The 26,153-nt window shown below is 45.4% G+C and carries 20 protein-coding genes; 9 read left to right on the forward strand and 11 right to left on the reverse strand.

Going from position 1 to position 26,153, the window contains the following annotated elements:
- Window positions 1-6: 6 nt before the first annotated feature.
- The 3 genes from AB9H30_RS17320 to AB9H30_RS17330 form a co-directional block, all read right to left on the reverse strand.
- Complete coding sequence (locus AB9H30_RS17320) at window positions 7-2,691, reverse strand: protein kinase (protein WP_371195985.1); 2,685 nt, start codon at window positions 2,689-2,691, stop codon at window positions 7-9.
- A 139-nt stretch (window positions 2,692-2,830) separates the two neighbouring features.
- The gene (locus AB9H30_RS17325) at window positions 2,831-3,373 is read right to left on the reverse strand and encodes an ECF-type sigma factor (RefSeq protein WP_371195986.1); all 543 of its coding nucleotides are present in this window, start codon (window positions 3,371-3,373) and stop codon (window positions 2,831-2,833) included.
- Window positions 3,374-3,486: 113 nt separating this feature from the next.
- Complete coding sequence (locus AB9H30_RS17330; RefSeq protein WP_371195987.1) at window positions 3,487-3,966, reverse strand: hypothetical protein; 480 nt, start codon at window positions 3,964-3,966, stop codon at window positions 3,487-3,489.
- 283 nt (window positions 3,967-4,249) lie between these two features.
- On the opposite strand from AB9H30_RS17330, the gene AB9H30_RS17335 reads away from it, so the two are divergent.
- The 3 genes from AB9H30_RS17335 to AB9H30_RS17345 all read left to right on the forward strand — a co-directional run bounded on the left by AB9H30_RS17335 (window position 4,250) and on the right by AB9H30_RS17345 (window position 9,879).
- Window positions 4,250-6,283: a hypothetical protein gene (locus AB9H30_RS17335; RefSeq protein WP_371195988.1), complete on the forward strand. Its 2,034-nt coding sequence runs from the start codon at window positions 4,250-4,252 to the stop codon at window positions 6,281-6,283.
- Between the two features lie 369 nt (window positions 6,284-6,652).
- Window positions 6,653-8,353, forward strand: coding sequence for a methyltransferase domain-containing protein (locus AB9H30_RS17340; RefSeq protein WP_371195989.1), 1,701 nt, complete (start codon window positions 6,653-6,655; stop codon window positions 8,351-8,353).
- 158 nt (window positions 8,354-8,511) lie between these two features.
- Window positions 8,512-9,879 carry a sugar MFS transporter gene (locus AB9H30_RS17345; protein WP_371195991.1) on the forward strand — a complete coding sequence of 456 codons (1,368 nt, stop codon included), beginning with the start codon at window positions 8,512-8,514 and terminating at the stop codon, window positions 9,877-9,879.
- Between the two features lie 96 nt (window positions 9,880-9,975).
- On the opposite strand, the gene AB9H30_RS17350 is transcribed toward AB9H30_RS17345, so the two are convergent.
- A complete protein-coding gene (locus AB9H30_RS17350) occupies window positions 9,976-11,358 on the reverse strand; it encodes an alkaline phosphatase PhoX (RefSeq protein WP_371195992.1) in 1,383 nt (460 codons plus the stop codon).
- Between the two features lie 299 nt (window positions 11,359-11,657).
- Here AB9H30_RS17350 and AB9H30_RS17355 point away from each other — a divergent pair, with 299 nt between their 5' ends.
- From AB9H30_RS17355 to AB9H30_RS17365, 3 genes are all read left to right on the forward strand, one after another.
- On the forward strand, window positions 11,658-12,056 hold the full coding sequence (locus tag AB9H30_RS17355) for a MerC domain-containing protein (RefSeq protein WP_371195993.1): 399 nt from the start codon (window positions 11,658-11,660) through the stop codon (window positions 12,054-12,056).
- Between the two features lie 78 nt (window positions 12,057-12,134).
- Window positions 12,135-13,379, forward strand: coding sequence for a zinc metallochaperone GTPase ZigA (zigA, locus tag AB9H30_RS17360; protein WP_371195994.1), 1,245 nt, complete (start codon window positions 12,135-12,137; stop codon window positions 13,377-13,379).
- Window position 13,380: 1 nt separating this feature from the next.
- A complete protein-coding gene (locus AB9H30_RS17365; RefSeq protein ID WP_371195995.1) occupies window positions 13,381-14,058 on the forward strand; it encodes a DUF1826 domain-containing protein in 678 nt (225 codons plus the stop codon).
- A 140-nt stretch (window positions 14,059-14,198) separates the two neighbouring features.
- On the opposite strand, the gene AB9H30_RS17370 is transcribed toward AB9H30_RS17365, so the two are convergent.
- From AB9H30_RS17370 to AB9H30_RS17380, 3 genes are all read right to left on the reverse strand, one after another.
- The gene (locus tag AB9H30_RS17370) at window positions 14,199-15,119 is read right to left on the reverse strand and encodes a cation diffusion facilitator family transporter (protein WP_371195996.1); all 921 of its coding nucleotides are present in this window, start codon (window positions 15,117-15,119) and stop codon (window positions 14,199-14,201) included.
- Window positions 15,120-15,256: 137 nt separating this feature from the next.
- Window positions 15,257-16,423, reverse strand: a complete 1,167-nt coding sequence (gene nagA / locus AB9H30_RS17375; RefSeq protein ID WP_371195997.1) for an N-acetylglucosamine-6-phosphate deacetylase — start codon at window positions 16,421-16,423, stop codon at window positions 15,257-15,259.
- Window positions 16,424-16,454: 31 nt separating this feature from the next.
- Window positions 16,455-18,479, reverse strand: coding sequence for an FAD-dependent oxidoreductase (locus tag AB9H30_RS17380; RefSeq protein ID WP_371195998.1), 2,025 nt, complete (start codon window positions 18,477-18,479; stop codon window positions 16,455-16,457).
- A 241-nt stretch (window positions 18,480-18,720) separates the two neighbouring features.
- On the opposite strand from AB9H30_RS17380, the gene AB9H30_RS17385 reads away from it, so the two are divergent.
- A complete protein-coding gene (locus AB9H30_RS17385) occupies window positions 18,721-18,954 on the forward strand; it encodes a hypothetical protein (RefSeq protein WP_371195999.1) in 234 nt (77 codons plus the stop codon).
- 44 nt (window positions 18,955-18,998) lie between these two features.
- Here AB9H30_RS17385 and AB9H30_RS17390 read toward each other — a convergent pair whose 3' ends face one another.
- From AB9H30_RS17390 to AB9H30_RS17400, 3 genes are all read right to left on the reverse strand, one after another.
- Entirely contained in the window at window positions 18,999-19,814 is an 816-nt protein-coding gene (locus AB9H30_RS17390) for a LysR family transcriptional regulator (RefSeq protein ID WP_371196000.1), read from the reverse strand.
- Between the two features lie 132 nt (window positions 19,815-19,946).
- Entirely contained in the window at window positions 19,947-20,105 is a 159-nt protein-coding gene (locus tag AB9H30_RS17395; RefSeq protein WP_371196001.1) for a hypothetical protein, read from the reverse strand.
- A gap of 154 nt (window positions 20,106-20,259) precedes the next feature.
- On the reverse strand, window positions 20,260-21,414 hold the full coding sequence (locus AB9H30_RS17400) for a serine hydrolase domain-containing protein (RefSeq protein WP_371196002.1): 1,155 nt from the start codon (window positions 21,412-21,414) through the stop codon (window positions 20,260-20,262).
- Between the two features lie 237 nt (window positions 21,415-21,651).
- Between AB9H30_RS17400 and AB9H30_RS17405 the strand changes: the two genes are divergently transcribed.
- Both AB9H30_RS17405 and AB9H30_RS17410 read left to right on the forward strand, forming a co-directional pair.
- Window positions 21,652-23,700 carry a prolyl oligopeptidase family serine peptidase gene (locus AB9H30_RS17405; protein WP_371196004.1) on the forward strand — a complete coding sequence of 683 codons (2,049 nt, stop codon included), beginning with the start codon at window positions 21,652-21,654 and terminating at the stop codon, window positions 23,698-23,700.
- Window positions 23,701-23,791: 91 nt separating this feature from the next.
- A complete protein-coding gene (locus AB9H30_RS17410; RefSeq protein ID WP_371196005.1) occupies window positions 23,792-24,946 on the forward strand; it encodes a JmjC domain-containing protein in 1,155 nt (384 codons plus the stop codon).
- A 17-nt stretch (window positions 24,947-24,963) separates the two neighbouring features.
- Here AB9H30_RS17410 and AB9H30_RS17415 read toward each other — a convergent pair whose 3' ends face one another.
- Window positions 24,964-26,076, reverse strand: a complete 1,113-nt coding sequence (locus AB9H30_RS17415; RefSeq protein ID WP_371196006.1) for a hypothetical protein — start codon at window positions 26,074-26,076, stop codon at window positions 24,964-24,966.
- Window positions 26,077-26,153 lie beyond the last annotated feature (77 nt).

Raw genomic sequence — 26,153 nt, forward strand, 5'->3', positions numbered from 1 at the left:
AAAAGACTAATTCGCTAGCTTCACTTCATCAATTCGTCGTGTTAACGTTTTGTATTCTTGGTCTTCGGGTTTGTACAATTCATTTAAGATGTCTAAGGTCGCTTGTTCGTATTTTTGTGCTTTGGATATTTGCTGGTTTTTGTACAGTGCGGTCGTGTAAAGTCCAAAGGTTTTTGCCGCGCGAGCATTGCGTGGCAGCGCGTCTCGCTCGTAAATATCAATCGCCTCTTGCATATATGTTAAAGCTGCTTCAGCTTGGTCAGAGCGTAAGGCAACATCACCAAGTCCGGTTAGCGTAATCGCTACATTCCCATTGCCATCTGGAAAAAGTTGAATAAAGCGCTGATATGCATCCTCATAATAAGCCTGTGCAGTATCTAGCTCATCAATTAACATGTATAGCTGCCCTAATGCGCCCAGCACAGCCGCATAGTGTGGGTGTGAGGTGCCCAGTATTTGCTCAACTGCGGCTAGCATGTTTTTGCGGTTTTCGATGCTCTTAGTGTATTGCTTTTGTCGTGCGTATATATTGCTTAGCATGCCCATACTTGCAAGTGTCTCAACATGGTTAGTGCTGAGTATGTCTGTGCGAATCGCTAATCCTTGTAAGGCATAATCTTCAGCTTGCTCATATTCTCCCAGCATCACACTAGTGCTCGCTAACTGATTAAAACCGTATGCGAGATCAAGGCTAGGCGGCCTCTCTAGCGACGCTTCTACTTCAATTCCTTGCTTTAATATGTCTCTAGACTTTTCTATCTGCCCTGTTCTGCGCAAAGAATGCCCGTAGGCGAAGTATCGAACAGACAGGGTCTCGCGCATGTCGTCTGCAAACTTTTCCTCGTTAGCAATCATGCTTTGTGCGCGGGTTAGGGCGTTCTCATAATGCAGGAGAGACTCATTATCAAAGCCTTCATAAGAATACGCAGTACCCAGACCATAATGCGCCCACACATAGTAGCGATTGTATTCTGAATCCTCAGCCTGCAAGGCTACATCATTTTCTAGCATCGCAATCGAGGATGAAAATACCTCACGCGCTTGCTCATACTGACCTGAATGAATCAACATGTTGCCTTTTTCATTGGCCACTAAATATCTAAGCCCACGCAATGCAGAGGTGTTTGCGGGAGTGCTATCTTTGTCGGCGTAAGCTTTTAGGTAGACTTCGGCGTCTTCAATGAGCTTGCTTACCAAATCATTTTCTCCTAGCACGTTATATACCGAGGCTAAGGTCGCGCTGAGTTGTGCCTTAATAAAAGGCTCACTGTTTAAGTCATTTAAATCATTTGTTGCTTTTTCTAAGACCTCTTTGACGCTAGTGTCGCCCCCAAATCGGTTATTTGGGTCTGCGCTATTAAATATTTGGGTCATAAAGTCAGCGGTTTGCTGAGCAGTAGTCGCCTGCTGTAAGGCAAAATCGCGCTCTTGCTCTATAACTAAAGACTGCCTAAAAATCACCGCGCTGGTGCCAATAATACCCGCAAAAAATAAGGCTGTAAGAGAACTAGTCAGAGCGTTGCGCTGCAAAAATTTGGAGCTTTTGTACCAAAAGCTATCGGGCTTGGCTAAAACCGGGTAATTATTCTGATAGCGAATAATATCCTCGAGAAATTGTTCACAGCTCGAATAACGTCTGTCGGGGTCTTTTTGTAATGCCTTGAGTACAATGTTGTCGAGATCGCCTTTTAGGATTTTGGCTCTGCGTTTGAGGATGGCATTATTTGCATTTAAACAACGCTCAGATGGCCTAAGCGGAACGGTTTCGAGGATCATCGACTCAATGCTGCGCAAGGAGCTACGTGTGGTATCAAATACAGCTTCATCGGTAAGCAAATACATTAATAGGGCGCCAAGGCCATACACATCTGAGCGCGTGGTAACATTGTCTCCCAAAATTTGTTCGGGCGAGGCATTAGCGGGCGTCATCACTCTAGTGTATTCGTGGGTAAGGTTGGCCATTGTTTTGCTATGTGTCGTATCTTCTTGCAGAAGTTTCGCAATGCCAAAGTCGAGCAGTTTTACCTCTCCACTTGCGGTAACCAACACATTATTTGGTTTGATGTCACGGTGTACCACAAAGTTTTGGTGAGCAAAAATCACCGCTTCTAACACATTTTTAAAAAGGGCCAAGCGTTGCTTTATGCTTAATGCATGCTGGATGCAATATTCGTTGATTGGTAAGCCATCAACATACTCTAGAATGATGTAAGGCTGGCCTTTTTCAGTCTCCCCGCCGCCTATGAAACTGGCAATGTTTTTATGATTAAGCGAGGCCAGAATTTGTCGTTCTCGCCTAAAACGCTGAATGCTTTGCTCACTGATGTATCGGCTATGAATGACTTTAATTGCCACTTGTTGCTCAAAGTCGCCGTTTATGCGGTTTGCTAAAAAGACACTACCCATGCCTCCCTCGCCAATCACATCCTGAACCTTAAAACTTTCTATAATATCGCCAATGCTCAACAGCGCTTCATTTTTTATAATATCTGTAGCGGATGATACTACTGCGCCTGTCAGATTAAGCACATCGTCTTGTTCGTCATCGGTGCTCAGCAGCAACATGACTTGTTCTATGACATAAGTATCGCCCATTGCTTCGCGCTGTATAAACTCAGCTTGCGCGTCTTTGGGAAGAGCACTGGCGTGTGAAAAAATTTGTTTTATCTGAGCCCATTTTTCTTGGTTCATGATAGCCTGCCTTTGCTTTGCTCAGTAAAAAATAAGACGGCGGGATAGTGCTGGGCTAGTCCCATACTAGTCCAATACTAGTCCAATAATAATCCCGTACTATTTAATAATGAGTAAGGATTTGTTTATCATTACATTGTTAGTTTTTGCGAATTTGTAGCTTAAACCATGCTTTTGCAGCTTTTATATCGCGCTCTACCGTTGCAAGTGACAATTCCATTATCTTTGCAATATCTTCATTGCCAAGCATTGAAAACAGCTTGATCTCAAAAATTTTTGACGCCCTTGCATCAAAACTTGCCAGTTCGTCGAGCAGTTCATTGATATACAAAAGCTCAATTTGTTGGTTAGGCAGCTCTGTTGGGCTTGCAATGGCACTCTCTTCTAAGGTGATTTTTATTGGCCTCCCGCCGCGCTTAGCTGCCTGCTTTTGTCGCGCACTATCTACTAATATGCGCCGCATTTGCTGGGCAGCAATAGCAACAAAGTGCTGCTTATCTACAAAATGCACTGTTTTGTCAGCCAGCTTTACGTAAGCTTCATTTACCAGTGCGGTTGCCTGAAGTGTATGCCCAGCACTTTCTTTATTCATAAATCGACTGGCAATATTGTGAAGCTCGTCAAGCATCAAAGCTTGCAAGTCAAATGGCAAACAAGCTATCTCGTTTGAGAACGTTGACACAAAAAATCTCCCCTCAGCTCAACTGTGTATAAAATAGACAGTGAAACGAGAATAAAACGTCTTTTATATTTGTGCAATATTTATCAAACTTTACTCAGTTTGTGCCGCTCTGATTAAAAATCGCGTACTTGCTTCATTAATTGATTAAATGCATCTGGATCATCTAACTGTTGTGGTATCAACTGATATTCAACTTCGCCTAACGCGCCTTTCACTTCAAAATGCAGAATCCGATCGCCTGTTAGCACGGCTTTTAATGGCCCTTGCAATGGTAAGTCATCACCTACAAACACACCTGGCGTTTCCTCAGTAAACGGATGAATAACCACCATTCCAGGCATAATCTTGAGTACAAAAAGGTGCGTCCAACCTTCAATTGCGTATATCCTTCCTCGGTCAATTCTTACCACTTTATCCAAGCTCGATATGGACCATAAGCCATCCACCGCCGACACCTCCTTTGGTTTAACGTCGGTAATAGAGGGAAGGAAAGCACCTATTTCAGGCAACTGTTGCACTTGTGATATCGCTGGGTTTACCCAAAAAAAGAAAGTAACAACAGCCAGGTATTTTAAGTTTTGTTTTTTCATCATTATTTTGCCTTTTGCAGCGTGTGTTTAAAAAATCTCTAGTGATATCCATTAAGCGCAAAAGGCTGAAAAACCCCCTCATTAATTTTGCAAATACCTTTTCTGTTTATACCCATCTCAGATTTAAAAACCTACAAATCAAAATTAATTCTATTTTATGAGGGGTTTTTTGCCTGCTTTGCGCTTTAAGCATTGAAGACTAATAAAACACTAGGTTTAGCGTCTCATTATAATGTGAGAGCGAGTTGCCTGTTACAGCGCAATGCGTAAGAAAATGGAGAAAAACATGCACAATTCAAAATCAATAAAAGAGTCTCATGGAAGCAAAACCTACAGGCTATCACTGTTAAGTTTTGCGGTAGCAAGTGCGCTGAGCTTGGCTGCTTGCGGCGGTGGTGGAGACAGCAGTGGCAGTGGTCCTAACGGGGGCGGGGGCTCAAACGATGCTCCACCAACGGTTACCGCAGAAGCTCGCACATTGGTGAGTGCGGGTAATTCGGTAACCCTGACTGCTAGTGCTACTGATCCTGACGGTGATGCCATTTCTTATAGCTGGACGCAAGTATCTGGTGCCCCTATTTCAAACACCTCTGGTTTTTCTACGGCCTCAGCCAGTTTTTCTGCGCCAGATGAGGTTGATTCCATCGTGCTGCGCGTAACCGCAACGGCCAATGGCCGCTCAGATAGCGCCCAAGTTCAGGTGCTGGTTCTAGAAGACACCACAACGGCGATTTTTGTCGACTCAGAATTTAGCGGAACGAGCACAGGTAGCATCGACGCCCCTTTTACTAACTTGGCCAGCGTACTGGACGGTTTGGCAGAGCAAGCGGATGTATACATTAAAACGCCATCGGGTGATGCGCGCTTAAATGTGAAACCGACTCCCAGCGAAAATCTTTTCTTAAGTGGTGGTAATAGTATTTACGGAGGATTTTCTGCCGATTGGTCTCGAGATATACAAAACAACCGTACAGGTTTAACTGCGACTGAAAATGGAATCCTTTATCGCAACGTTGATTCACCCACCGTGGTATCTGGTGTCGATTTACTGGTGGAATCAGTCCAAATAGATGATTCTTTTAATATTATTGGTGTATATGCACAAAATGGTTCTTCTAGCTTCACCTTAGATAACGCTACAGTTTTATTAGAAGACTTTGATGAAAATAGCGTCGATGGCGCAGCTGGTGCCTCCTATGGCGTATACTTTGATGCTGTTGATACCACTACAGTAAGTAACAGCGATATCACTTCAGGACGGTCAAAAAATGCAAGCAATAGAGGTGCCCGCACCGTTGATGCAGGACGAGATGGCGTAGATGGCGAGGACGCTCGCGTGGGTCTAAATATTAACGGCGGCGAAGGCGGTAAATCTACTGGCGGCGGTTGGAACGGTGGTGATGGCGGCAACGCAGGTAATAACTCGTTTGAGCCTGGTGAAGACGGTACGCGCGGCAGTGGTAGAGAAGTACCGCTTGTAAGAGGTGGCTCTCCTGGCAGTGGTGGATTTGATACTGACAATTCAACGCCCGAGGGCAGAGATGGCGGTAATGGCGGTAGTGGTGACCCTGGCGTAAGAGGAACGCCCGGTACTGGTGGAACAGGGTTTGGGAGTATTACAAGTGAGGGGATTTACTCTCGCTCATTTGGCGATCAAGGTGGTAACGGATTTGCTGGCGGCGGTGGCGGCGGCGGCGGTGGTGGCGCTGGTGGCGCAGCAGGTGCTAATGGCGGCGGTGGTGGCGGTGGTGGTGAAGGCGGCGATGGCGGCGCGGGCGGTTTCGGCGGTAGATCTGGCTTTGCATCCATTGCTGTGCACATTGCAGGCGGTAACAGCCATAACATTATTAACAATCAAATTACCTCAGGTAATGGCGGCCGCGGTGGCGTTGGTGGTACAGGGGCAGCCGGCGGTGCTGGCGGCCTTGGCGGTGAAGGTGCCGACGGTACTAACGGGCCTGCAAACGCAAAAGGAGGGCGCGGAGGTAATGGCGGCAGTGGTGGTCAAGGTGGGCGTGGTGGCTCTGGTGGCTCAGGCGGTGGCGGTCCTTCTTTTGGTATATTTATAGGGGGTTCAACACCGGCTACTATTAATAACAATGTGATTACTACCGGTCGCGGTGGTAATGGTGGCGCGGCTGATTTTACTAATGAAACTGACGCTGCAGGGCGTGGCGGATGGTCGGTGGCCATTTTTGATGGCAATGCTAGCGATAGCCTAACGCCAATCATAAGTGGCAACAGCTTTACCCTTGGCGAAGCTGGTCAAGACGGTATCCCAAGAGAAGCAAGCGGACAAAGAAGCAATACTAACTTTTGATAAATCGTAGATGTTTTATTAGGAGAGAATGTATGCGCTTGCTTCTTTTGTGAAAGCGCTATGCAAAACATCAGTATTTGGGGGGCTTTACTCTGCATACGTATGAGTCAGAACGTCACTAATAGAGTACCAATAAAGCGGCAGATAAAAATCTGTCGCTTTTTTTAACCGAATAAAGCTCTTATCGTTGGTATCCGAAGCCGATCGCGCGTTCGAATCGCGCCGAGTGCGCTATTTTATTGTGAGTAATAGAATACGGATCCAATTCAATTTTTATAGAGAGTCTAAAATCCAATCTGCAGCTATGGCTTAAGCTTAATATTTCATGTACTTTTGTATTAAGATCCAAACACAAAGCACTTCAGTCCATTGACCGATAAAAAAACCATTTTCTATTATTCCACACAAGCCGAACAACTCAGTGCTCAATACGACAGCATCGATTTTGTTGATGTGCATGGTGAGTGGATGCATCATATTCCTGAGAAGGGATGGGCTTTAGATGTGGGTGCAGGTTCCGGTCGAGACAGTGCATTTTTGGCAAAAAAAGGCTTTAGTGTTGTAGCGGTAGAGCCTGCAAAAGGCATGCGCGAATTAGCACAAAAAAAGCAAATAGACGCGAACATTCACTGGCTAGACGATTCGCTGCCTGAATTAAGGCAGGTATTTTCCCTCCAAATAAAGTTTGATTTGATATTGCTTAGTGCCGTTTGGATGCATCTTGCACCTACTCATCGCGAGAGAGCATTTCGCAAACTGAGCTCCTTGCTTAAGCCCAATGGCAAATTAATAATATCGCTGCGGCACGGTGAGTGCCGAGACGGGCGGGTAATGTACAGCGTGTCTAGTGAAGAGCATCAGAAATTAGCTAGCAAATTTGGCCTATCGTTTGAACTAGCCAGCGAAAAAGTCAAAAAAGACCAGATGGGTCGCTCTGATGTGAGCTGGGAGACTGTGGTACTTACTTTGCCTGATGACGGCACTGGCGCATTTCCACTCATTCGAAACATCGTGGTAAATGACAACAAAGCATCGACTTATAAGATTGCGCTTTTGCGCTCAGTGTTGAGAATTGCAGAGGCCCATGCCGGTGCGGTGATCGATCAGTCGGATGATCTGGTTGAGTTGCCCCTTGGATTAGTCGCCTTTTATTGGTTAAAGCTTTATCGACCCTTAATAGATGTTCATAAAATGCAGCAACTGAATAATCCAAATAAAGGCCTTGGATTTGTTTCTCAACAAGGCTGGAGAAGTCTTGGGGAGCTGCATAATAATGACTTGTACTTAGGCGCGAGTTTTGCAAATCAGAGCTTATCTCAAGCACTGCATCGCACTATTAAAGATATCGCGAATACCATAAAAGACATGCCTGCTAAATATATCAAGCTCCCCGGCACACAAGAGCAGGTCTTTTCCGTTAAAGCCAACAGGGTGGTTACTCCCTCCTCAATCACCTTAAACCATCAATACCTTGGTTCATTTGGTTCTTTTTATGTTCCGAAGCGCATATGGGATGCGATGACGCAGTTTAGTATTTGGATTGAGCCCGCCATAGTCAATGAGTGGGCGACTCTTATGGCAAACTATGCAAGCGATATGAGTAAATTCTCGCCCAGTGATTACCTCAATGCCCTTCGCTGGGATGATCCAATGCGCTCTACATCCAGAGTGAGAAGACGTGTGGATGCATTGCTAGATGTGGCTGATGTAAGCTGTGTTTGGACAGGTCAATCTATTCGGCGCGCCAAACGCTACGCGGTAGACCATGCGATACCGTTTTCACGTTGGCCAAACAATGACTTGTGGAACTTGTTGCCAACAAAAGTTTCGGTAAATGCGAATAAGTCTGACAAGCTCCCCAGTGCCCATAAGCTAATAAGCTGCAGGCAGGATATTGTCGATTGGTGGCAGCTAGCATGGGCAAACGAGCCCAGCGAATTTTTTACGCAGGCGTCACTGGCATTGCCCAGATTAGGCACAGATAACCGCAGTTATGATGATGTTTTTGAAGCTTTTTTGTTGCAAAGAAATCGTATTTTGCATCTACAACAACTAGCAGAATGGCAATAATATAGTCATTAACCAAGATTTAAGTGTGCAGGCAACAACGATAAATGGCGCACAGGCAGCGGGCTCAGTAATCGAGCAAAGTGGTGCGATGAGCAACAACAAACACCGGTAAAGAATAATAAATATAAACTAGGTCTGGTGAGGACTAAGGAAGCGTTATGCAAACCACAGCAGTAAGCCCAAATCAGAACAGCAGTTTGCTGCCCATGGTGATAATAGGCGGATTGTTTTTCATCTTTGGTTTTATCACTTGGCTGAACGGTGCATTGGTTCCGTTTTTGCAAATTGTCTGCAACCTCAATGAAATTCAGGCCATTCTCATTGCGTCTACTTTTTACTTTGCCTATGTGGTAATGGCGCTGCCGATGGCGAAGGTGCTTGAAATTACCGGTTATCGTAAAGCCATGTCGGTTGGGCTTGGGATGATTTCTGCAGGTTGCTTGCTGTATATTCCTGCTGCCCAAGCGCAGTCTTTTGCCCTATTTTTGGTTGCGCAGTTTGTGCTGGGCACAGGCCTAACACTATTGCAAACGGCCTCTAACCCTTACATCGTGAAAATTGGGCCAGAAGAAACCGCCGCGGTCAGAATTTCTATTATGGGTATTTTGAATAAGCTTGCCGGCGTAGTTGCGCCGATGATTTTCACTGTGCTGGTATTAGGCGAGTTTGGGGATGTGACGGCAAAATCCATTGCTGCCATGAGTGAAGTCGACCGCGCGGCTAAAATCACGATTTTGGCTGATGGCTTGATTTACCCTTACTTGTGGATGGCTATTGCTTTGGCGGTGTTGGCCTTAGCAATGTTAAAATCGCGCTTGCCAGAGCTTAACCTCAACGAAATTGACCAAACCACTGGTGAAGAAATTAAGGCACAAACGTCTTTGTTTGCGTTTCCACATTTAATCTTAGGGGCAGCAACCTTATTCGTATATGTCGGTGTTGAAGTCATCGCTGGCGATACTATTGGTTTGTTTGGTTCGAGCTTAGGCGTAGCTAATGCCACCACTTTAACCTCTTTTACCATGGCATTTATGGTGTTGGGTTACTTTCTTGGCCTAGTGTTGATTCCGCGCGTCATGACCGAGCGCCATGCGCTACTAGGCTCGGCAGTGCTCGGCATGATCTTATCGGTCGCCGTAGTATTTTCATCTACTACTGATACCTTCTTCTCTGAAATTTTATGGGGTTGGATGGGCTTAGGTTTAGTGCCTAATACCATCACATTTATAGCTTTGCTTGGTTTTGCTAATGCGATTGTGTGGCCGGCTATATGGCCACTGGCGTTAAAAGGCTTGGGTGAGATGACCGCAAAAGCCTCAGCATTGCTGATCATGGGTATTGCCGGCGGTGCGATTTTACCATTGGTATACGGCGGTCTATCGGCTTTGTTTAGCAGCCAGTCTGCATATTGGATGATGTTGCCGTGCTACATGTTCATATTTTATTATGCGCTGATAGGCTGCAAAATACCGCCAAGAACAACTAAGGTGAATCGTCAACAAACGCAAGCAAAAGTAAAAGCGTAAATGCCTATGACTCAACCGCCAGCGCTACATACAGGCATCGACCTCTGTTTATGGTGCTGATCTTCTTCCCATGACTGCCTCAGATTTTCGGGGGAATCACGACATCGATCCTGTAAAGCTGCCCCAAGGACCTTTTATCGCTAAGGTCGCCGTAGGCGAGTAAAGATTAACGAAAAGGGTGCTACCGTCAGGAGAAAAGCACACTCCGGCGGGCTCAGTTTGCCAACGCACTTTCGCAAAATCGTAAATTTCACCGTTAGTTTGTATGCCTTTTAGCTTATTGTTAACCGTATCTGAATACTGATCTTCACATACGAGCAAATGACCATTTGGTGCAATGGTGATATTGTCTCCGAAGTTGAAAGCGGCTTTGTTCGCACTTTCTAAAAATAAACTGAGTGTTCCTGGCTGCAATCTTTCTTGCGTTTTACCCTCAAATGCTGAAGGACGATAGCGCATGATTTGGCCCAGTTTTTGTTTGCCACCACTGGTGCAACAAAAGTACATCTCACCGTTTTCAAAATGTATGCCTTCGCCTCTAGCAAAAAGGGCCGCACCCTTTGCAAAGCCCCGCGTGCGTAAGTCGTCTTGGGGGCTATCTACTTGCTCTAAATCAATCCAATCACAGCCCAGTTCAGCATTAAGCAGCATATGATCATTGTCCCAATTACGAGAATCAAACTGTGGTTTGTCTAGAATGCCGAGAGCTTGAAGTTTGCCGCCTAGTGCCAAGTTTCCGGGCTGATTTGGTATAAACCGATAAAATAGACTGTCGTTTCGGTCTTCGGTTAAATAAACAATCCCAGAAACTGGGTCTACGCAGGCCGCTTCATGGTTAAATCTGCCCATATCTTTTAATGCAACAGGCTCAATTAAGCCGTCAGATGAGCTGGGTACTTCAAACACATAGCCGTGGTTTTTGCCAATTGAATCTGAGGCGTTTGCTACCGATTCCTCGCATGTGAGCCATGAGCCCCAGGGCGTTGTGCCGCCAGAGCAGTTGCGAATGGTGCCTATTAAAGACATAAACTGCTTTTCAACCTTACCGGTTTTGAGGTTGTAAATAATATTGCTGGTGCCACCGGGTAAAGGGTAGCCGTCGGCTGTTGTGTCGAATGCTTTTGTGGCGATCGCTTTCATATTTTCAGGTTGCGCAGGTTTGTCTTTGGGAATGGACAGTTCATGATTGCGCACCAACACAACCCGTTCTTCGTCTAAGAAAATACAGCCCATGCCGTCGGCTCTGTCAGGTACGCTAAGACCATCGTCCATGATTTCACCAAGCTTAGAGATAATCCGATAAGTAAAGTTGGCAGGTAAATCGAGCATGCCATTTGGATCTGATATTAGCGGGCCATATGCTCGACTATCGCTCATAAGCTGGTTGAGTATCTTTTGGTCGGCTGCATGCAAATGCAGGGCTAAGCCACTGAGTGCTGTCGCCAGTAAACCTTTGTTAAATTCTCGTCTGTTAAGCATAGCGATTCCTTAAAATAAATTTAGCGAGCCATATGTATTAAAACTTTTTTTTGACAGGCTGTTAAGCAAATTTCGGCTTTTTTGATGAAAGCAAATACAGCATAAATGCATGGGCCACTAAGCAAAGCTTGTTTGATCATTTTTTCCCAAGTGGGGCTTAGCTTCGCAAAAAAGTTTCGTAGGTCTTATCAATTATCTTGTTGCTAAGGCTTTTCAACGCCTATGTTATGTTATATTGTATCAATTCATCAAGAGTATTTTTATTATCGTAGTCGATATCAACATCATAGGAGACGATCTTGACAAAGTTTATAAGTGCGAGTGACAACACTGCCATCGCAATATCGTTTATGTGTATTTTACACTGTCTTGCGCTGCCAGTTTTGCTAACTGCTTTGCCTTCGGTAACCGCTTTGCTTGCCCTGAGTGACGAACGCTTTCATTTATTTTTAGTCTTTGCGGTCATTCCTATTAGCATATTTGCGATGCTTTTTGGCTATTTCTATCACCGTCAAATAAGCGTGTTGTTGGTGGGTTTAATTGGCCTGTTGACGCTTGCTAGTGCCGCATTACTTGGGCACGACATACTAGGTCATAGCAGCGAAGTCGTGCTGACCGTCGTGGGCTCGGTATTAATTGCGTTTAGTCACTTGCAAAACCTTCTGTTACGCCGAAGTGAGCCCTGCAACAAGCCATGAAACAACTTACCAAGCATTCTGTGAGCACACTTATAAGCCAATTCATTTTTACATTTGTTGACACAAACTGAGGCCAACATGAATACAAGATCTCACGATCACCTTAGCGATAGCCTGATTAACCAAGTTAAAGAAAAACTACCTGTTACCGTGCTCTCGGGGTTTTTGGGGGCGGGCAAAACCACTGTGCTGAGCCACATCCTCAATAATCGACAAGACAAAAAAGTGGCGGTAATCGTTAATGATATGAGCGAGATTAATATTGATGCGGCGCTAATAAAAAATGAGATCTCGCTCAATCATAGTCAAGAAAAGCTTGTCGAAATGAGCAATGGTTGCATTTGCTGTACCTTACGTGAGGATTTACTGCTTGAGGTTGGTCGGCTAGCAGATGAAGGTAAATTTGACTATCTATTAATTGAGTCAACCGGTATATCAGAACCTCTGCCGGTTGCAGAAACCTTTACTTTTGCCGATGAAAACGGCGTTTCGTTGGGCGATATTGCTAAACTAGATACCATGGTGACAGTGGTAGATGCGGTTAATTTTTTAAAGGACTATGACGAAGCAAAGTATCTTGCAGAGACAGGAGAGTCCTTAGGTGAAGATGACGAGCGGACGGTTGCAGACTTACTTATCGACCAGGTGGAGTTTGCCGATGTTATATTGATCAGCAAAACCGATTTAGTCGATATTTCTGCGCTAGAGAGGCTCTCAGCAATTTTGCGCAGTTTGAATACTAGCGCAAACATCATTCCAATCTGCAACGGGCAGGTACCCATTGATGCGATTATGGGTACCCATTTATTTAACTTTGAGAAAGCCCAGCAAGCGCCCGGTTGGTTAAAAGAGATGCGTGGTGAGCATGTTCCAGAAACCCTAGAATATGGTATTGATAGTTTTTCTTATACTGCGCGTCGCCCGTTTTATCCCGAAAAAATCTACCAGTTTTTTCATAACACCAGTCAGTTTGGCACACTGCTGCGCTCTAAAGGTTATTTTTGGTTAGCCACTCGTCCGCAGTTTGCCGGCCAATGGAGTCAAGCAGGGGGCATTGCACACTATGGATATGGCGGAATGTTTTGGTTAGCGGTGCCTAAGTCTCAGTGGCCAGATGACCCAGCCTACCTAGAGTCAATATCTAAGCAATGGGAAGAGCCCTTTGGTGATATGCGACAAGAGTTAGTGTTTATTGGGCAAAACCTCGATAAAGAGGCACTCATTAGCGCCTTAGATGAGTGCTTATTGAACGACAGCGATTTGAGTAAAGGTCAATCTTACTGGAAATCCTTAAACGATCCCTTTCCTGCTTGGGAGCAATAATATGAACGCAATAGTAAGTACAAACTTAGTTGACAACAGCGCCGCAAAATTTCGCGACGCAAGCATATCTTCAGATCCACACATTCTCACTGATATCTACAATGAGCATTGCAATATCGCAATTTGGGAAAGAGACTTGCCCTCAGACTTTATACGGCAGGTAAGTGATGATATTAGTCGCAAACCGATGATGAACGTGGTTAGGCAGGTAGGCGCTAATAGCATTGTCGAAGATATTGCGAATATCGCGGCCGACAGAGTGTATGCAAAGCAACTTCAGATGTATATGGCAGAAGTGATCGATATGTTTTGCGTGCTGTTTGACACCGACAAAGTAGGACTGAGGCTGTCCGTTTTAGAAAAGGCAATGTGCCCTCGGTTTCATTTTGACCGGGTGCCGTGCCGCTTAGTGACGACTTTTTGTGGCATAGGCACACAATGGTTACCTCATAACAAAATTAATATCCACAAATTAGGGCATGCCAGCGGTGGCAAGCAAGATGAAGAATCGGGCTTAATGCACGACGCTACAGATATCCAAAACATTGGGTGTGGACATGTCGCTTTATTAAAAGGCGATACATGGGAAGGAAACGAGGGCGCGGGTCTGGTCCATCGTTCGCCTGCGTTAAAAGCAGGTGAGCGAAGGTTGTTAATGACGCTTGATTTTGTTGCCTAGTACTGCGAATACTTTTCGTAATATGCGCAAAATGCTTATATTGAATAGCGATTTGTATTGGCTAACCTTAGTGCAGTAACTATGGTGTTTGTTAACGCAATGAACTAACCCAGTCCGTTGCCTTAAAAAGAACACATGTTCTAATCTGCTAATTTAGGGTCACAAATAAACAAAATATCCATCAAAATAGACGGATTCCATTCGCGCATCGCCGCTTCGGTCTCTTTGCGAATGTCATCTAGCTCAGTAATGGTGGTCAAGCCATAGGATTCATCTACGATGATATGCACCAATAAGTACAAGTCTCTGCCGCGTTTGCTGATCCGCACTTCGACATGCTCATAGGGTACCGCTCTTAGTGAATGCTTGAGCTTTTTTTCGACCACCGCTGAAGCGGCCTCAGACGGGGCTTTATTGATTACTTCGTTAAGGCTGTCGAGCATTATTTTAGCTGGAATTGGTAAGATGGCGATGCCCAGTACGATTAATAAAATAGGGTCAACATAGGGTGAATAAACGGCAAAATCTGATTGTTCTAATAGATAAGCAATAGCAAAACCCAACAAAATGGATGCGCTGAGCACACCGTCTACAAACCAAGTTCGAGCATCGACCCCCACCAGATCAGAGCGAAGCGTTTTGCCGCGATGTTTCATATAGGCCGATATGGCAAAGCATCCGATGGTAGCAAATACACCGTAAATCATTGCTAAACCATATTCTGCGCTGTTGCCGCCTTGGAGCATGCTGCTAATCGAACTAAACACGGCATATAAGCAGGTAACTATGATAATGATCGATTTGAACAAGTTCAGGGTCGGCTCAATGGCTGTGTAGCCAAAGTGAAAGCGGTCGTCGTCGGGTAGCTGCACAAGGTTGGCAACTTTTAAGGTTAACAAGGCCATAAAAAACGCAATTAGCGAGTAAACACCATCAAATAAAATGGCGCCCGACTGCGTGATTAAAGCGAAACCGAACGCAACAAAAACAAACAATCCAGCGATATAAAGAGAAAGCCGTAATAGGCTTTTTTCTTTTTGTTCGTGAAAACCAATGGCCATGGCTAAACAGATGAAAGAAGAAGACGCGCGGATTCTACTCCGCTTTTCAAAATTAGATAGTGCCTGAGATAAATTTGTTGTCGATATTTGCAGACGGAATTTGCAACTAAATAAACCTTACATTGAGTATCGGTATGCTATGTCAAATGGTCAAAAACCACTTTGCCATCTATCCAACAGGCTTTTACCTGTAGGTCATCATTGAGTAGCACAAAGTCCGCTCGATTGCCCGGCTTCAGTTCGCCGCGATCACTCAAGCTGAGCATATTTGCAGGCACTTGGCTTGCCATGTTTAAGACTTCGCTGAGTACGTCATTAGGCTGGTCATCTGGCAGACCCGCGCTGAGTAAATCAAACATATTTTTCACCGCGCCCGCCATGTCTAAACATGAGCCGGCGATACTGCCGTCTTCCAACACAAGCTTATTACCAACTTTGGTAATTGTGGAGTCTAGCCACGGTAAGCTTTGCATATCGGAGCCGACATGTGCCATTGCGTCGGTAACTAACATCAAGCGACTTGGCCCAATGCAGTGGTAGGCCAATTTACAGTTAATTGGATGCACATGATGGAGGTCGGCAATTAAGCCCGCGAAAATGCGAGGGTCGGTGAGGGCGCTGGCAATCATTCCTGGCTCTCTAGCGGTCAGTCCCGACATCGCATTAAACAAATGCGTAAAGCCAATCGCACCAGCTTCTATTGCTCCTTGTACAAGATCAAAACTGGCGGCTGAATGCCCTAAAGAGACCACAACACCGTGTTTAACTAAATCGGTAATAATATCGGGCGGCACGTTTTCTGGTGCAATAGTTATCATGACCTTGCCAATGTCGCTGCGAGTAAAGGTCATAAGGTCGACATCGCTAATCGAGCGCACATGCTCACTTGGATGGATGCCCTTTTTAGCAAGGCTCAAATGAGGCCCTTCAAAGTGCATACCGGCAATTCCCGGCAAGGATGTTTCAATGGCTTGTTTGACCGCAGTCGCGGCTTTTTGCATGATTGTGCCGCTGTCGGTGATCAAGGTCGGCAACATTGTCGTTGTACCGAATTTGGTGTGCCCCCGCATCATTGTTTGTAGGCTTTGAAAACTGGGTTCGTGGTTGAATAACACGCCACCGCCGCCATTTACTTGAGTGTCAATAAAACCGGCACAGACCAGCCCATCTAAAGACTCGTCTGCCTCGAGCGGGCTGGTAGAAGCGGGTAAGATTGCCACTATTAAGCCTTCGTCTACCTGTAGGTGCATATTTCTGTGCATCTGCACGCCGTCAAATAAGTGCTGAGTTAGGTAGGTTTTCATGCAACTGCCTTAGCGGTGTTTTTAATGGTATTCATATTGAAGCAGCTAATTCGGCACCTTGCCTAATTGCACGCTTAGCGTCGAGTTCGGCGGCCACATCAGCACCGCCAATGATATGCACTTTCATGCCAGCGTTAACAAAGCTTTCTTCCAAGACTTTAAACGGCTCTTGTCCTGCGCACACAACAATATTGTCTACTTGGAGGGTTTTAGGCTGGTCGCCAACCATTATATGTAAGCCGTCGTCGTCTATTTTTTCGTAGCTTACACCACCAATCATCTGCACCTTATGATTAACCAAAGATGCCCGATGGATCCAGCCGGTAGTTTTGCCTAATCCTTTACCTACCTTGCTCGCTTTGCGTTGCAACAAAAATACTTCACGTACAGGGTCTACCTCTTTTTTAGGCTGCAAAGCACCAGGATGGCTAAAGGTCTTGTCTATGCCCCAGTGGTTTAGCCATTTATCGAGATTAACAGTCAGGTGCTCGTTTTCTACTAAATATTCTGAAACGTCAAAACCAATACCGCCGGCACCGATCACCGCGACGCGTTTGCCCACCGGTTTATGGTCGCGCAGTACGTCGATATAACTCATTACGCTTGGGTGCTCAATGCCAGGTATAGCAGGTGTGCGTGGTTTAATTCCGGTAGCGAGTACGACTTCATCAAAGCCTTCATGCTCAAGTAAGCCTAGGTCAGCTTTTTTATTCAAGTGAAGCTTAACGCCGGTAACCTCAATTTTGCGCTGATAGTAGCGTAAGGTTTCATAAAACTCTTCTTTGCCGGGTATTTGTTTGGCGTAATTAAATTGCCCGCCAATTTCGCCGCTTTGTTCGTATAAATGTACATTGTGGCCACGCTCAGCAGCATAGGTTGCGAAGGCTAAGCCAGCTGGTCCAGCACCAATTACCGCGAGCTTTTTAGGCGTAGCTACGCTTTTAAAAATGAGTTCAGTTTCGTAACAGGCTTGAGGGTTGACCAAACAGCTCGCCCGCTTTTGTTCAAACGCATGGTCTAAACAAGCTTGATTGCAGGCAATGCAGGTGTTGATTTGGTCTGATTGGTTGCGCATGGCTTTTGCCACAAAATCCGCATCGGCTAAAAATGGTCTAGCCATCGATACCATGTCGGCGTGACCTTGCTCAAGCACCGATTCAGCGATTTCTGGGGTGTTAATACGATTAGTGGTGATCAGTGGTATCGACACTTCGCTCTTCATGCGTTGAGTGATCCAAGTGAAGGCCGCGCGCGGCACCGAGGTAGCGATAGTCGGAACACGAGCTTCATGCCAGCCAATACCGGTATTGATGAGCGTCGCGCCAGCTTTTTCAATTTCTTTTGCCAGATAAACTACTTCATCCCATGGTGCGCCGCCCTCAACTAAATCGAGCATGGATAAGCGGTAAATAATAATGAAGTTTTCGCCCACGCGCTGGCGGGTTGTTTTCACTATCTCAAGCGCTAAGCGTGCGCGATTTTCTAAGCTGCCACCAAATTCGTCGCTACGAAAGTTAGTACGCTCACAAAAAAACTGATTTATTAGATATCCTTCAGAGCCCATGATTTCAACGCCATCGTAGCCCGCTTGTTTTGCGTAGTTGGCGCATTCAGCGTAGTCGGTAATGGTGTTGCGAATGCCCCTAGCCGACAGAGCTTTGGGTTTAAATGGAGTGATTGGTGATTTTGCGGCAGATGCAGATACTGCTAAGGGATGATAACCGTAGCGTCCAGCATGCAGGATTTGCATGCATATTTTTCCGCCTTCGGCATGCACCGCTTCGGTGATCACTTGGTGCTTTTTGGCGTGACGACTACTGCTCATTCGTCCGGCAAAGGGAGCTACCCAACCGGCGATGTTAGGCGCGATACCACCGGTTACTATCAGACCAACACCGCCCCGAGCTCGCGCGGCGTAAAATGCTGCGAGTTTATCAAAACCACCTTTTTCTTCTTCTAAACCTAGGTGCATGGAGCCCATCAACACGCGATTTTTTAGAGTGGTGAAGCCAAGGTCCAGCGGTTTGAGCAGGAACGGAAAAGGATTATTCGACATGATGTAACCTATGATTGTAAAACGTAAAAAAGTCAGCGGACCTATCAGTACCACAGTTTAGATAATATAACGCTATGTTGATGTAAAAAACATGCTAAATGCCCTCATGACGTGTTTTAAGTCTTAAATAAACGTTGAATTAACGTGCAAATATTCTTTCTATTACGCATAAATTATTTTGCTGTATTGAACAGTGCTGGTGGGTGTATGTTCCCTGCGAATCTTTCACTTGGAGACAAAGATGAAACGCAGTTTATTGATCCTGTTTATCGGATTTAGTGCAGTATTTTCAGCCCTTGCAGATGACAAACCTGTAGCCGATGAAGAGCTACTTGCAGAATTTAAAGAGTATTGTGTAGAAATGGCAGAAGATGACGGTGTAGAAGGTCCGGCACTACCCGCTTATTTACTGAAATGCATCAATGAAGAGCTAGATGCAGAAGGTTTTCAAGCGATTACTAAAGTACCAAACTAAGCTCCGCCAAAAAGCACAGTAGGCATTCGACTACTGTGCTTTTTTTATGCAGTTAAACAAGTGATGACTTCATCAACAATCGGGTGTGGGCGCTCTTTTAGTCGCGCACAGTATAGAGTGACGGTGCTCACCGCTTGGCTATTAAAAGTATTGTTCAATATTAGCTTATGCTTTAGACAGTCAGGCAACACTATGCTCCCAGAGTGTTCGTTGACATAGCGAACGGCAGCTAGAGCATCATTCGTTTTCAATTTATAGTGCTTACATTTTGGAAATTCGGTCAGTAATGCTGTGCTCGCTTTACTGCTCCATTCGATATGCACAAAATTTGTGTGCTGTGCATCATCACCAAGATTGCTTTTACTCAATAGGTATAGAGGCTGCTCGCGCAGCGCAATGGTTTCAATATCTGATGATTTAAATGGCTCAGTAGTAAATGCAAAATCGATAGTGCGCTCGTGCAACTGTCGCGATAATTGTTCGGTGCAGTGTGTTTCAGTGGTAATCGCCATGTTCGTAAACTGGGCTCTGCAGGTTGCAAGAAGTTCGTCTAAAATTAAGCTAGATGCATTTGCTGTTGCGCCACAGGTAATAAAGTCGGCATCTTGCTCGCCTAAAAGCTGTCGCGCTTGTTTGAGGGTATCTTCTAACTGTTGGGCGTAGGGAAGTAGCTTTTGACCCGCTGGGGTCAGTTGAATGCTGTTGCGCTCACGGGTGAATAAAGTTGTGCTAAAGAACTCTTCGAGTTGCTTAATGCGAGCACTGACGGCGGCTGGCGTTAAGTATAAATTCTCGGCTGCTTTACCAAAATGGCGTGTTTTAGAAACTTCTAAGAATGTAGTAAAAAACCTAACGTCCACAATGCTGCCTTTCGAATCGCATTTTTGTAATCTAAAGGATTACCTTTAATTATCAATAGTGCAAGTAAATTGGTATTGCAGTCGTTAGGTTTCGCACTTGTTTACGCTATATTCGCATGTTTAGGAATGCGATTATGCAAAGCCGCGCTTGTTTATTCGCTTAAAGCTGCTTTTCGGCTTTTGTTCAAGCACCTGCTGTTTGTTGCCAGATTGCTTTGACGCACTATATCCATTAAAGCTTTCGTCGTCATAGCTGTATTCTTTTTTGTTGAAGCGATTATCTTTACTCATTTTCTTATCTCAAGATGGCTGATATGTTTACCGTTTGTAAGCACTATATTTGCGGTGCCCACATCTCGTAATATCGGTTTTTTTCAGACCAATACAATCAAAATATATTTGTCGTGACGACAATAAATTTTATTCGCACATGTGAGCTATTAACTTATTGTGTGCTTTCAAGGACTTTGGCTACAAATTCACCAATCTTGCTAGGCTCTAACCATCTTGTGACTATCACTAAATTGTGTGTACGATCCACCACTATGAAGTTACCGCCAAATCCTGCTGCATAAAAAATACTGCTGTCATCTACCTGCTCCCACTTTCGGGGACCCTGATTTAGCCACCACATATATCCGTAACTAGGATTAGCATTTGAAGGCTGTATGGCCTGTTGTAAAAATGCCTCGGAGAGAATTTGTTGGTCCTTCCACTTACCCATGTTGAGCGCTAGCAAGCCAAAACGTGCCTGATCTAAAGTCGAAATAAATACCCCACCGCCAGAATGTCCGCCGCCGGTAACCGATTTCATTTTCATGCCGTCTATGGTGACCCAAGCATCTTCATAGCCAAACCAGCGCCATGTGGTAGATGCCCCTATAGGATCCATGATATTGACTTTTAATACTTGTGGAAGAGTCTGGCGCCATACATGTAGCAGTGAGTATGCAAGTACATTTACTCTGACGTCATTGTATTCCATAACGGTATCAGGAGCGTGAAGGGTTCGGTATTTCCAGTCGTCGATACCGCCTTCTGCGGGTGGTCGGTCGGCCCAATCCTTTATACCAAAGAGTTCACCAGACCAGTCCGAGGATTGGTTAAGTAGGCTGTGCCAGTTTATTTGTTGATTGTGCTCACCAATAAACGTGTCATCCCAAACATATTTGCTGACCTTATCGTTGAGCGATGCAATTAGCCCTCTATCAAACGCTAAGCCGGCCAGAGTAGAAAGGTAACTCTTTGTTACGCTAAAGGTCATGTCCACCCTTTCTATATCTCCCCACTGCGCCGCAATATAACCGTCTTTTAATATGAGCCCCGCCGGACCGCCGCGCTTTTTAGTGGGCCCTAATATTTTATGAAAGGGCTCGCGTTCAAAAGCTTTAAGAATAGCTATTCTTAAATCCTTTGCGCCGCTGTATTCGTGGTCTTGAGCAAAGCTTATGGCTGTTTGAAGTGCTTGTTCGTTAAGACCTAAGTCACGAGGGGATTGTTGCTGCCATTGACCGCGCTCAGGAAAGTATGCGCTTTGCGCGATCGTGTTAAAAGAATATGCCGATAGGCAAAGGCTGATGAATAAAAGCGTGTTTTTCATTGCTGCGCACCATAATTAATAATATCGCAAATGTATCATGCGCGGCCTCGGTATAAAAATCAGAATGATGGCTTAAGTGAAGTAATCTGGGTATATCCGATTAGTATGCCAGAAGGTTTTCTAGGGAGTAGTGTTGGCAAAAAGTGCCAATATTTCTGAACACTTTTGTGTTTAATCACGTAAGCTATATGCGATATAACAATACAAAATTATAAGAAAACGACGGAGTAAGACCCTATGCAAAAGATTCCTTTCAAGGCAACCTTATTGTGTGCTGCTATTAGCATGGCAAGTTTCGCAGCCGCATCTAAAACCTTTGAAATAGAGCATCTACCGCTGGTGCAACATGCGGGTAATATCACCGTATCAAAAGATGGTAATTTAACGGCTTACACGCTAGCGGCTCCCCGCAATGTCGTGGCTGGCGATGAAGACGGCACAACTGATACCCATCTGTATATTATTCGCGGCAATAGCGAGCCGGTAAAATTTATTGGCGGCCATGGCAGTATTTCTGGATTACAGTTTAGCCCCGATCGCAGCGTCTTATATTTTAAAAGTAAGCGAGAGGGCGATAAAAACACCTCTCTTTATTCCATTGCTTTAGCAGGCGGAGAAGCACAAAAACGTTTTGAGTTCGAAACAAACATTGGCGACTATCGCGTAACAAACGACGGCAGCACTTTGCATTTTGTTGCCAATGAAAAAGCTGATAAAGAAGATTTTAAAGACAAGGGCTTTAAAGCCTATGTATACGAAGAAGACCAGCGCCTCGCGTCTCTTTGGGCGGTGAGTCTGACTGAGCCAGATGCTAAGCCTACTAAAGTGTTTGACGGCGGACATGTGTCAAACTTTGCAGTGTCGGCTAATGAGGAAGCTTTGGTACTTGCCGTAGCGCCGACTAATCTGGTTGATGACTCATTGATGTTGCGTGACTTATTTTTCTTAGATATCGCAAGCGGCGAAGTAAAATCACGTATTGACATACCCGGCAAGTTGGGTGCATTTGAATTTTCAGACAACGGTGAGCATTTAGCCTTTTTAGCCGGCACTGACGTCCATGATACCTCGGCAGGCGTGTTAATGGTGGCTAAATCGAATACCGACAGTTTTACGCAGCTGACGGCCGATGCGCCACAGCATATTATGGACATTGACTGGTTGGGCAAAGACATACTTGCGGTCGCCCATCGGGGTGTTGAAAGCGCTTTAGTGATTTATGAAACCGATGGCGACGAAAAACGCACTATGCGCACGCCCGATAATATCGTCGTACGCAGCGTTGATATTGGTGACGGAGAGATACGCTTTATCGCCGATAGCCCCGAGCATCCGCGTGAAGTATTTGAAATCAAACGCAACAAAACTGAAAAACTCTCTAATCATAATGCGTGGTTAAACGACCTTGAACTGGCGCCGCAAACCACTTTTACCTATACAGCCCGTGATGGTGAAACAATTGAAGGCTTGTTAATTACACCAAATACTGATGCGCCAGCTGGTGGCTGGCCTTTGATCTTACAAGTGCACGGTGGCCCTGAAGCCCATTATAGCGATGGCTGGATAACTCGATACTCAGACGGTGGTCAATTTGCGGCTGCCGATGGATATGCAGTGTTTTATCCTAACTACCGCGGCTCTACAGGTCGTGGTGTTGCGTTCGCTAAAGAGCATCAAAATGACTATGCCGGCAAAGAATTCAACGATTTAGTCGATGGTGTTAAAGCACTCGTTGAAACGGGTAAGGTAAATAAAGACCGTGTGGGTATCACTGGTGGTTCTTACGGTGGATATGCATCGATGTGGGGCGCTACTGCTCAAAGTGAGTACTTTGCTGCAGCGGTTGCCTTTGTGGGTATTTCAAATCAAATTTCAAAATTTGGCACCAGCGACATTCCAAACGAAATGCATTTAGTTCACTCACTAAAATGGCCGTGGGAAGACAACTGGATGAACTTGCTAGAACGCTCGCCGATTTTTCATGCGGGTAAGAGCACCACGCCAACCCTGATCATGCATGGCGAAGAGGACACTCGTGTTCACCCAAGCCAATCAATGGAATTATACCGAGCTATGAAGGTGCGTACCGATACGCCGGTAAGGTTGGTGTTTTATCCAGGTGAAGGCCATGGAAATCGCAAAGCAGCCGCTCAATACGACTATTCGCTGCGTTTTATGCGCTGGATGGATACCTACTTAGCAGAAGGAGCGACCCGCAGCGACCCAATGCCTCCAACAGATTTAGGCTTAGCCGATAAGTTAGCACCTAAAGATGATGCAGGATGATTCACTCTTGGCCTAGTGTTTACCAAATAAGTGTGTTTCAGGTTACACTTGGCCTACCAGCTGTTTCGCAACTATTAAGTAGTCAATCGTCATGAATAACGAATCAACACACATGCAGGGTCTATCCATGGCGAGATTTTTGCGAGATTACTGGCAAAAGCGTCCGTGCGTTATTAAACAATTTATGCCAGCATTCGTGGACCCTATTGACGAGCATGAGCTTGCTGGCTTATCGCAAGAAGACGGCGTTGATAGCCGCTTAATATCCAATGTAAATGGCGAGTGGCAGGTCACGCAAGGTCCTATTGATGATTTTGAACCTCTGTGTAAAGGGGCATGGACGCTATTGGTTCAAGGTGTAGATAGGTATGTGCCCGATGTTGATGCCTTAAGTGACGGGGTGAAACAGATTGGCAGTTGGCGAATGGACGATGTCATGGTGAGTTTTTCTAGCGCCGGCGCCGGAGTGGGTCCACACATCGATGAATACGACGTGTTTATCGTGCAAGGTAAGGGCACTCGGCGTTGGCAGGTAGGTTTACCATGTGATCATGAGACCTTTTTGCCCCATCCCTTGTTAAAACAAATCACGCCCTTCACGCCGCTCATTGACGAAGTATTAGCAAGCGGCGACGCAATTTATATCCCGCCCAAGCATCCCCACAACGGCATAGCGGTCAGTGAATGTTTAAACTATTCGATTGGCTTTCGTGCGCCGACTAACTTAGAAGTATTGAATGGCCTAGTTGATGAAGGCGAGGATTTAGAGAGTGCTCAGCAGCGCTATACGGATCCTGAGCTGCATGAATATCGTGATGAGAGTATATCGGCGGCCAGTATTACAGATATTGAGCTCAATAAGCTCAAGCGCACTATCCAGTCCCTGTTAGATTCCGAGCAGGCGCAACGTGCACTGATGCAGAGCATATCCAGACAAGGCCTTGCGGATATGTCGCCAGAAACCTTATTCGACCAAGACGAAGTCCTAGCGCTTTTAGAAAACGGTGAGCAGTTTGTTAAAGCGCCGGGGGTTAAGCCTATTTATGCGCAGAGCCAATCTGAAGGGTTTAGGTTTTACATTGACGCACAAGAGTTCGCGGTGCCGTCATCTGTTGAAGGATATCTGAAAACCATCATCGACCGAGATATTAGCTCGTGTTCAAGTGAGTTAGACTCCCTACAGATCAACACAATCGAGCCGCTAATTAGGCTGCTACTGAATCAAGGTTATCTTGATATCGCATAGCCTTGGTTAACAATGCGCTATTCAACTGTAGGCACTTCAGGTGCAATGAGTTCAACAAATAGATTTTCAATCAAAGTTTGTTCAACACGATTTTTTACTGAGTCAAAAAATTCTTCGCCACTGGCATATAACTCAGGTTCAATGTAGCGTTTTCCCGATTCAAATAAACTTAAACGGCTTTTGAAGTTTTCAATTTCTGGTGAGGGCGTATCACTATTCTCGTACTCTTTCAGAATGAGATCTAAGGCAGTAGCTTGAGTTTCTGAAGCTTCGTCAAACTGACCATTAGCTGCGTATGCGGCCGCTAAGGTATCGACATACACATAGTTGTTTGCGTGAGGCTCTTCAGAAACAACTTTTTGTGCCAGTTCCAGTGAAAGTGGGAAGTCTGCTAAGTCCAGGTTGTCGGTGGTGGCAAAGAGCCATGCGATATTGTTTGCATGAAACGGAAAGCTTTCTTGGGTCGCTTCAATCAATAGTTGCTTTGCCTTGCTTATGTCAACACTGCCAAGGTAACCATTGGCGTATATTTTTGAAATGACGTCGGGCATTATCCAATACTTGCTTTGTTGATAGGCGCGATTAATCAACCACGCAATGTTTGAGCGTTGCTCCAGCGTATTTAAGCCTAGATAATACAATGAGGCTAAATAAATGCTCGCTGCAGGTTGATTCGCAACCGCCATTTCTCTGATGCCGCGCTCGCCCGAAAGCTTTAATTCTTCAGATTCACCTATTTCAAAAAGCACAACGTAGCTCAGTAATTTTGCATGTTCATCGTGGTCGCTGAGCCACTCTAGCCACTCATACGCAGACTGCCAGCTCTGATATTCTCCATCACGGCTATAAGCCCACGCTACTCTAGACGCCGCATCAATCCAGCCGTCTTCTGCCATTTTTATACAGGTAGCAAAATCATCGGTAGGCTCAGCATTATAGACGCTATTGCAGGCTAATAGCTGGGTGTCCCACATCACTTCGCTAACTTGTTCTTCGCGGGCTTTGCTTGCTTGCTGAGAGCGCACAATAGCAAACACTATCGCCACCAATAAGAGGATCCAAAATGCGCCAATCACATAGTTTTTAATTGATTTACGTTTGGGCGGGTGCTCGGCATAACCGTCTGACATTCGTACCTACATAGTATGGTTGTTTTCACTGCTGATAAGTATCGCGCACAGAGGCCAGCAGTGCAATAGAGTTGCCT

The organism is Glaciecola sp. SC05 (genome assembly GCF_041380235.1).
Classification (GTDB): Bacteria; Pseudomonadota; Gammaproteobacteria; order Enterobacterales; family Alteromonadaceae; genus Glaciecola.

Bases quoted from the DNA above. Each gene is read 5' to 3' on its own strand.
- AB9H30_RS17320 (WP_371195985.1), bottom strand. From the start codon at position 2,691: ATGAACCAAGAAAAATGGGCTCAGATAAAACAAATTTTTTCACACGCC.
- AB9H30_RS17330 (WP_371195987.1), bottom strand. From the start codon at position 3,966: ATGATGAAAAAACAAAACTTAAAATACCTGGCTGTTGTTACTTTCTTT.
- AB9H30_RS17335 (WP_371195988.1), top strand. From the start codon at position 4,250: ATGCACAATTCAAAATCAATAAAAGAGTCTCATGGAAGCAAAACCTAC.
- AB9H30_RS17345 (WP_371195991.1), top strand. From the start codon at position 8,512: ATGCAAACCACAGCAGTAAGCCCAAATCAGAACAGCAGTTTGCTGCCC.
- AB9H30_RS17350 (WP_371195992.1), bottom strand. From the start codon at position 11,358: ATGCTTAACAGACGAGAATTTAACAAAGGTTTACTGGCGACAGCACTC.
- zigA (WP_371195994.1), top strand. From the start codon at position 12,135: ATGAATACAAGATCTCACGATCACCTTAGCGATAGCCTGATTAACCAA.
- AB9H30_RS17365 (WP_371195995.1), top strand. From the start codon at position 13,381: ATGAACGCAATAGTAAGTACAAACTTAGTTGACAACAGCGCCGCAAAA.
- AB9H30_RS17370 (WP_371195996.1), bottom strand. From the start codon at position 15,119: ATGGCCATTGGTTTTCACGAACAAAAAGAAAAAAGCCTATTACGGCTT.
- nagA (WP_371195997.1), bottom strand. From the start codon at position 16,423: ATGAAAACCTACCTAACTCAGCACTTATTTGACGGCGTGCAGATGCAC.
- AB9H30_RS17380 (WP_371195998.1), bottom strand. From the start codon at position 18,479: ATGTCGAATAATCCTTTTCCGTTCCTGCTCAAACCGCTGGACCTTGGC.
- AB9H30_RS17385 (WP_371195999.1), top strand. From the start codon at position 18,721: ATGAAACGCAGTTTATTGATCCTGTTTATCGGATTTAGTGCAGTATTT.
- AB9H30_RS17395 (WP_371196001.1), bottom strand. From the start codon at position 20,105: ATGAGTAAAGATAATCGCTTCAACAAAAAAGAATACAGCTATGACGAC.
- AB9H30_RS17400 (WP_371196002.1), bottom strand. From the start codon at position 21,414: ATGAAAAACACGCTTTTATTCATCAGCCTTTGCCTATCGGCATATTCT.
- AB9H30_RS17405 (WP_371196004.1), top strand. From the start codon at position 21,652: ATGCAAAAGATTCCTTTCAAGGCAACCTTATTGTGTGCTGCTATTAGC.
- AB9H30_RS17410 (WP_371196005.1), top strand. From the start codon at position 23,792: ATGAATAACGAATCAACACACATGCAGGGTCTATCCATGGCGAGATTT.
- AB9H30_RS17415 (WP_371196006.1), bottom strand. From the start codon at position 26,076: ATGTCAGACGGTTATGCCGAGCACCCGCCCAAACGTAAATCAATTAAA.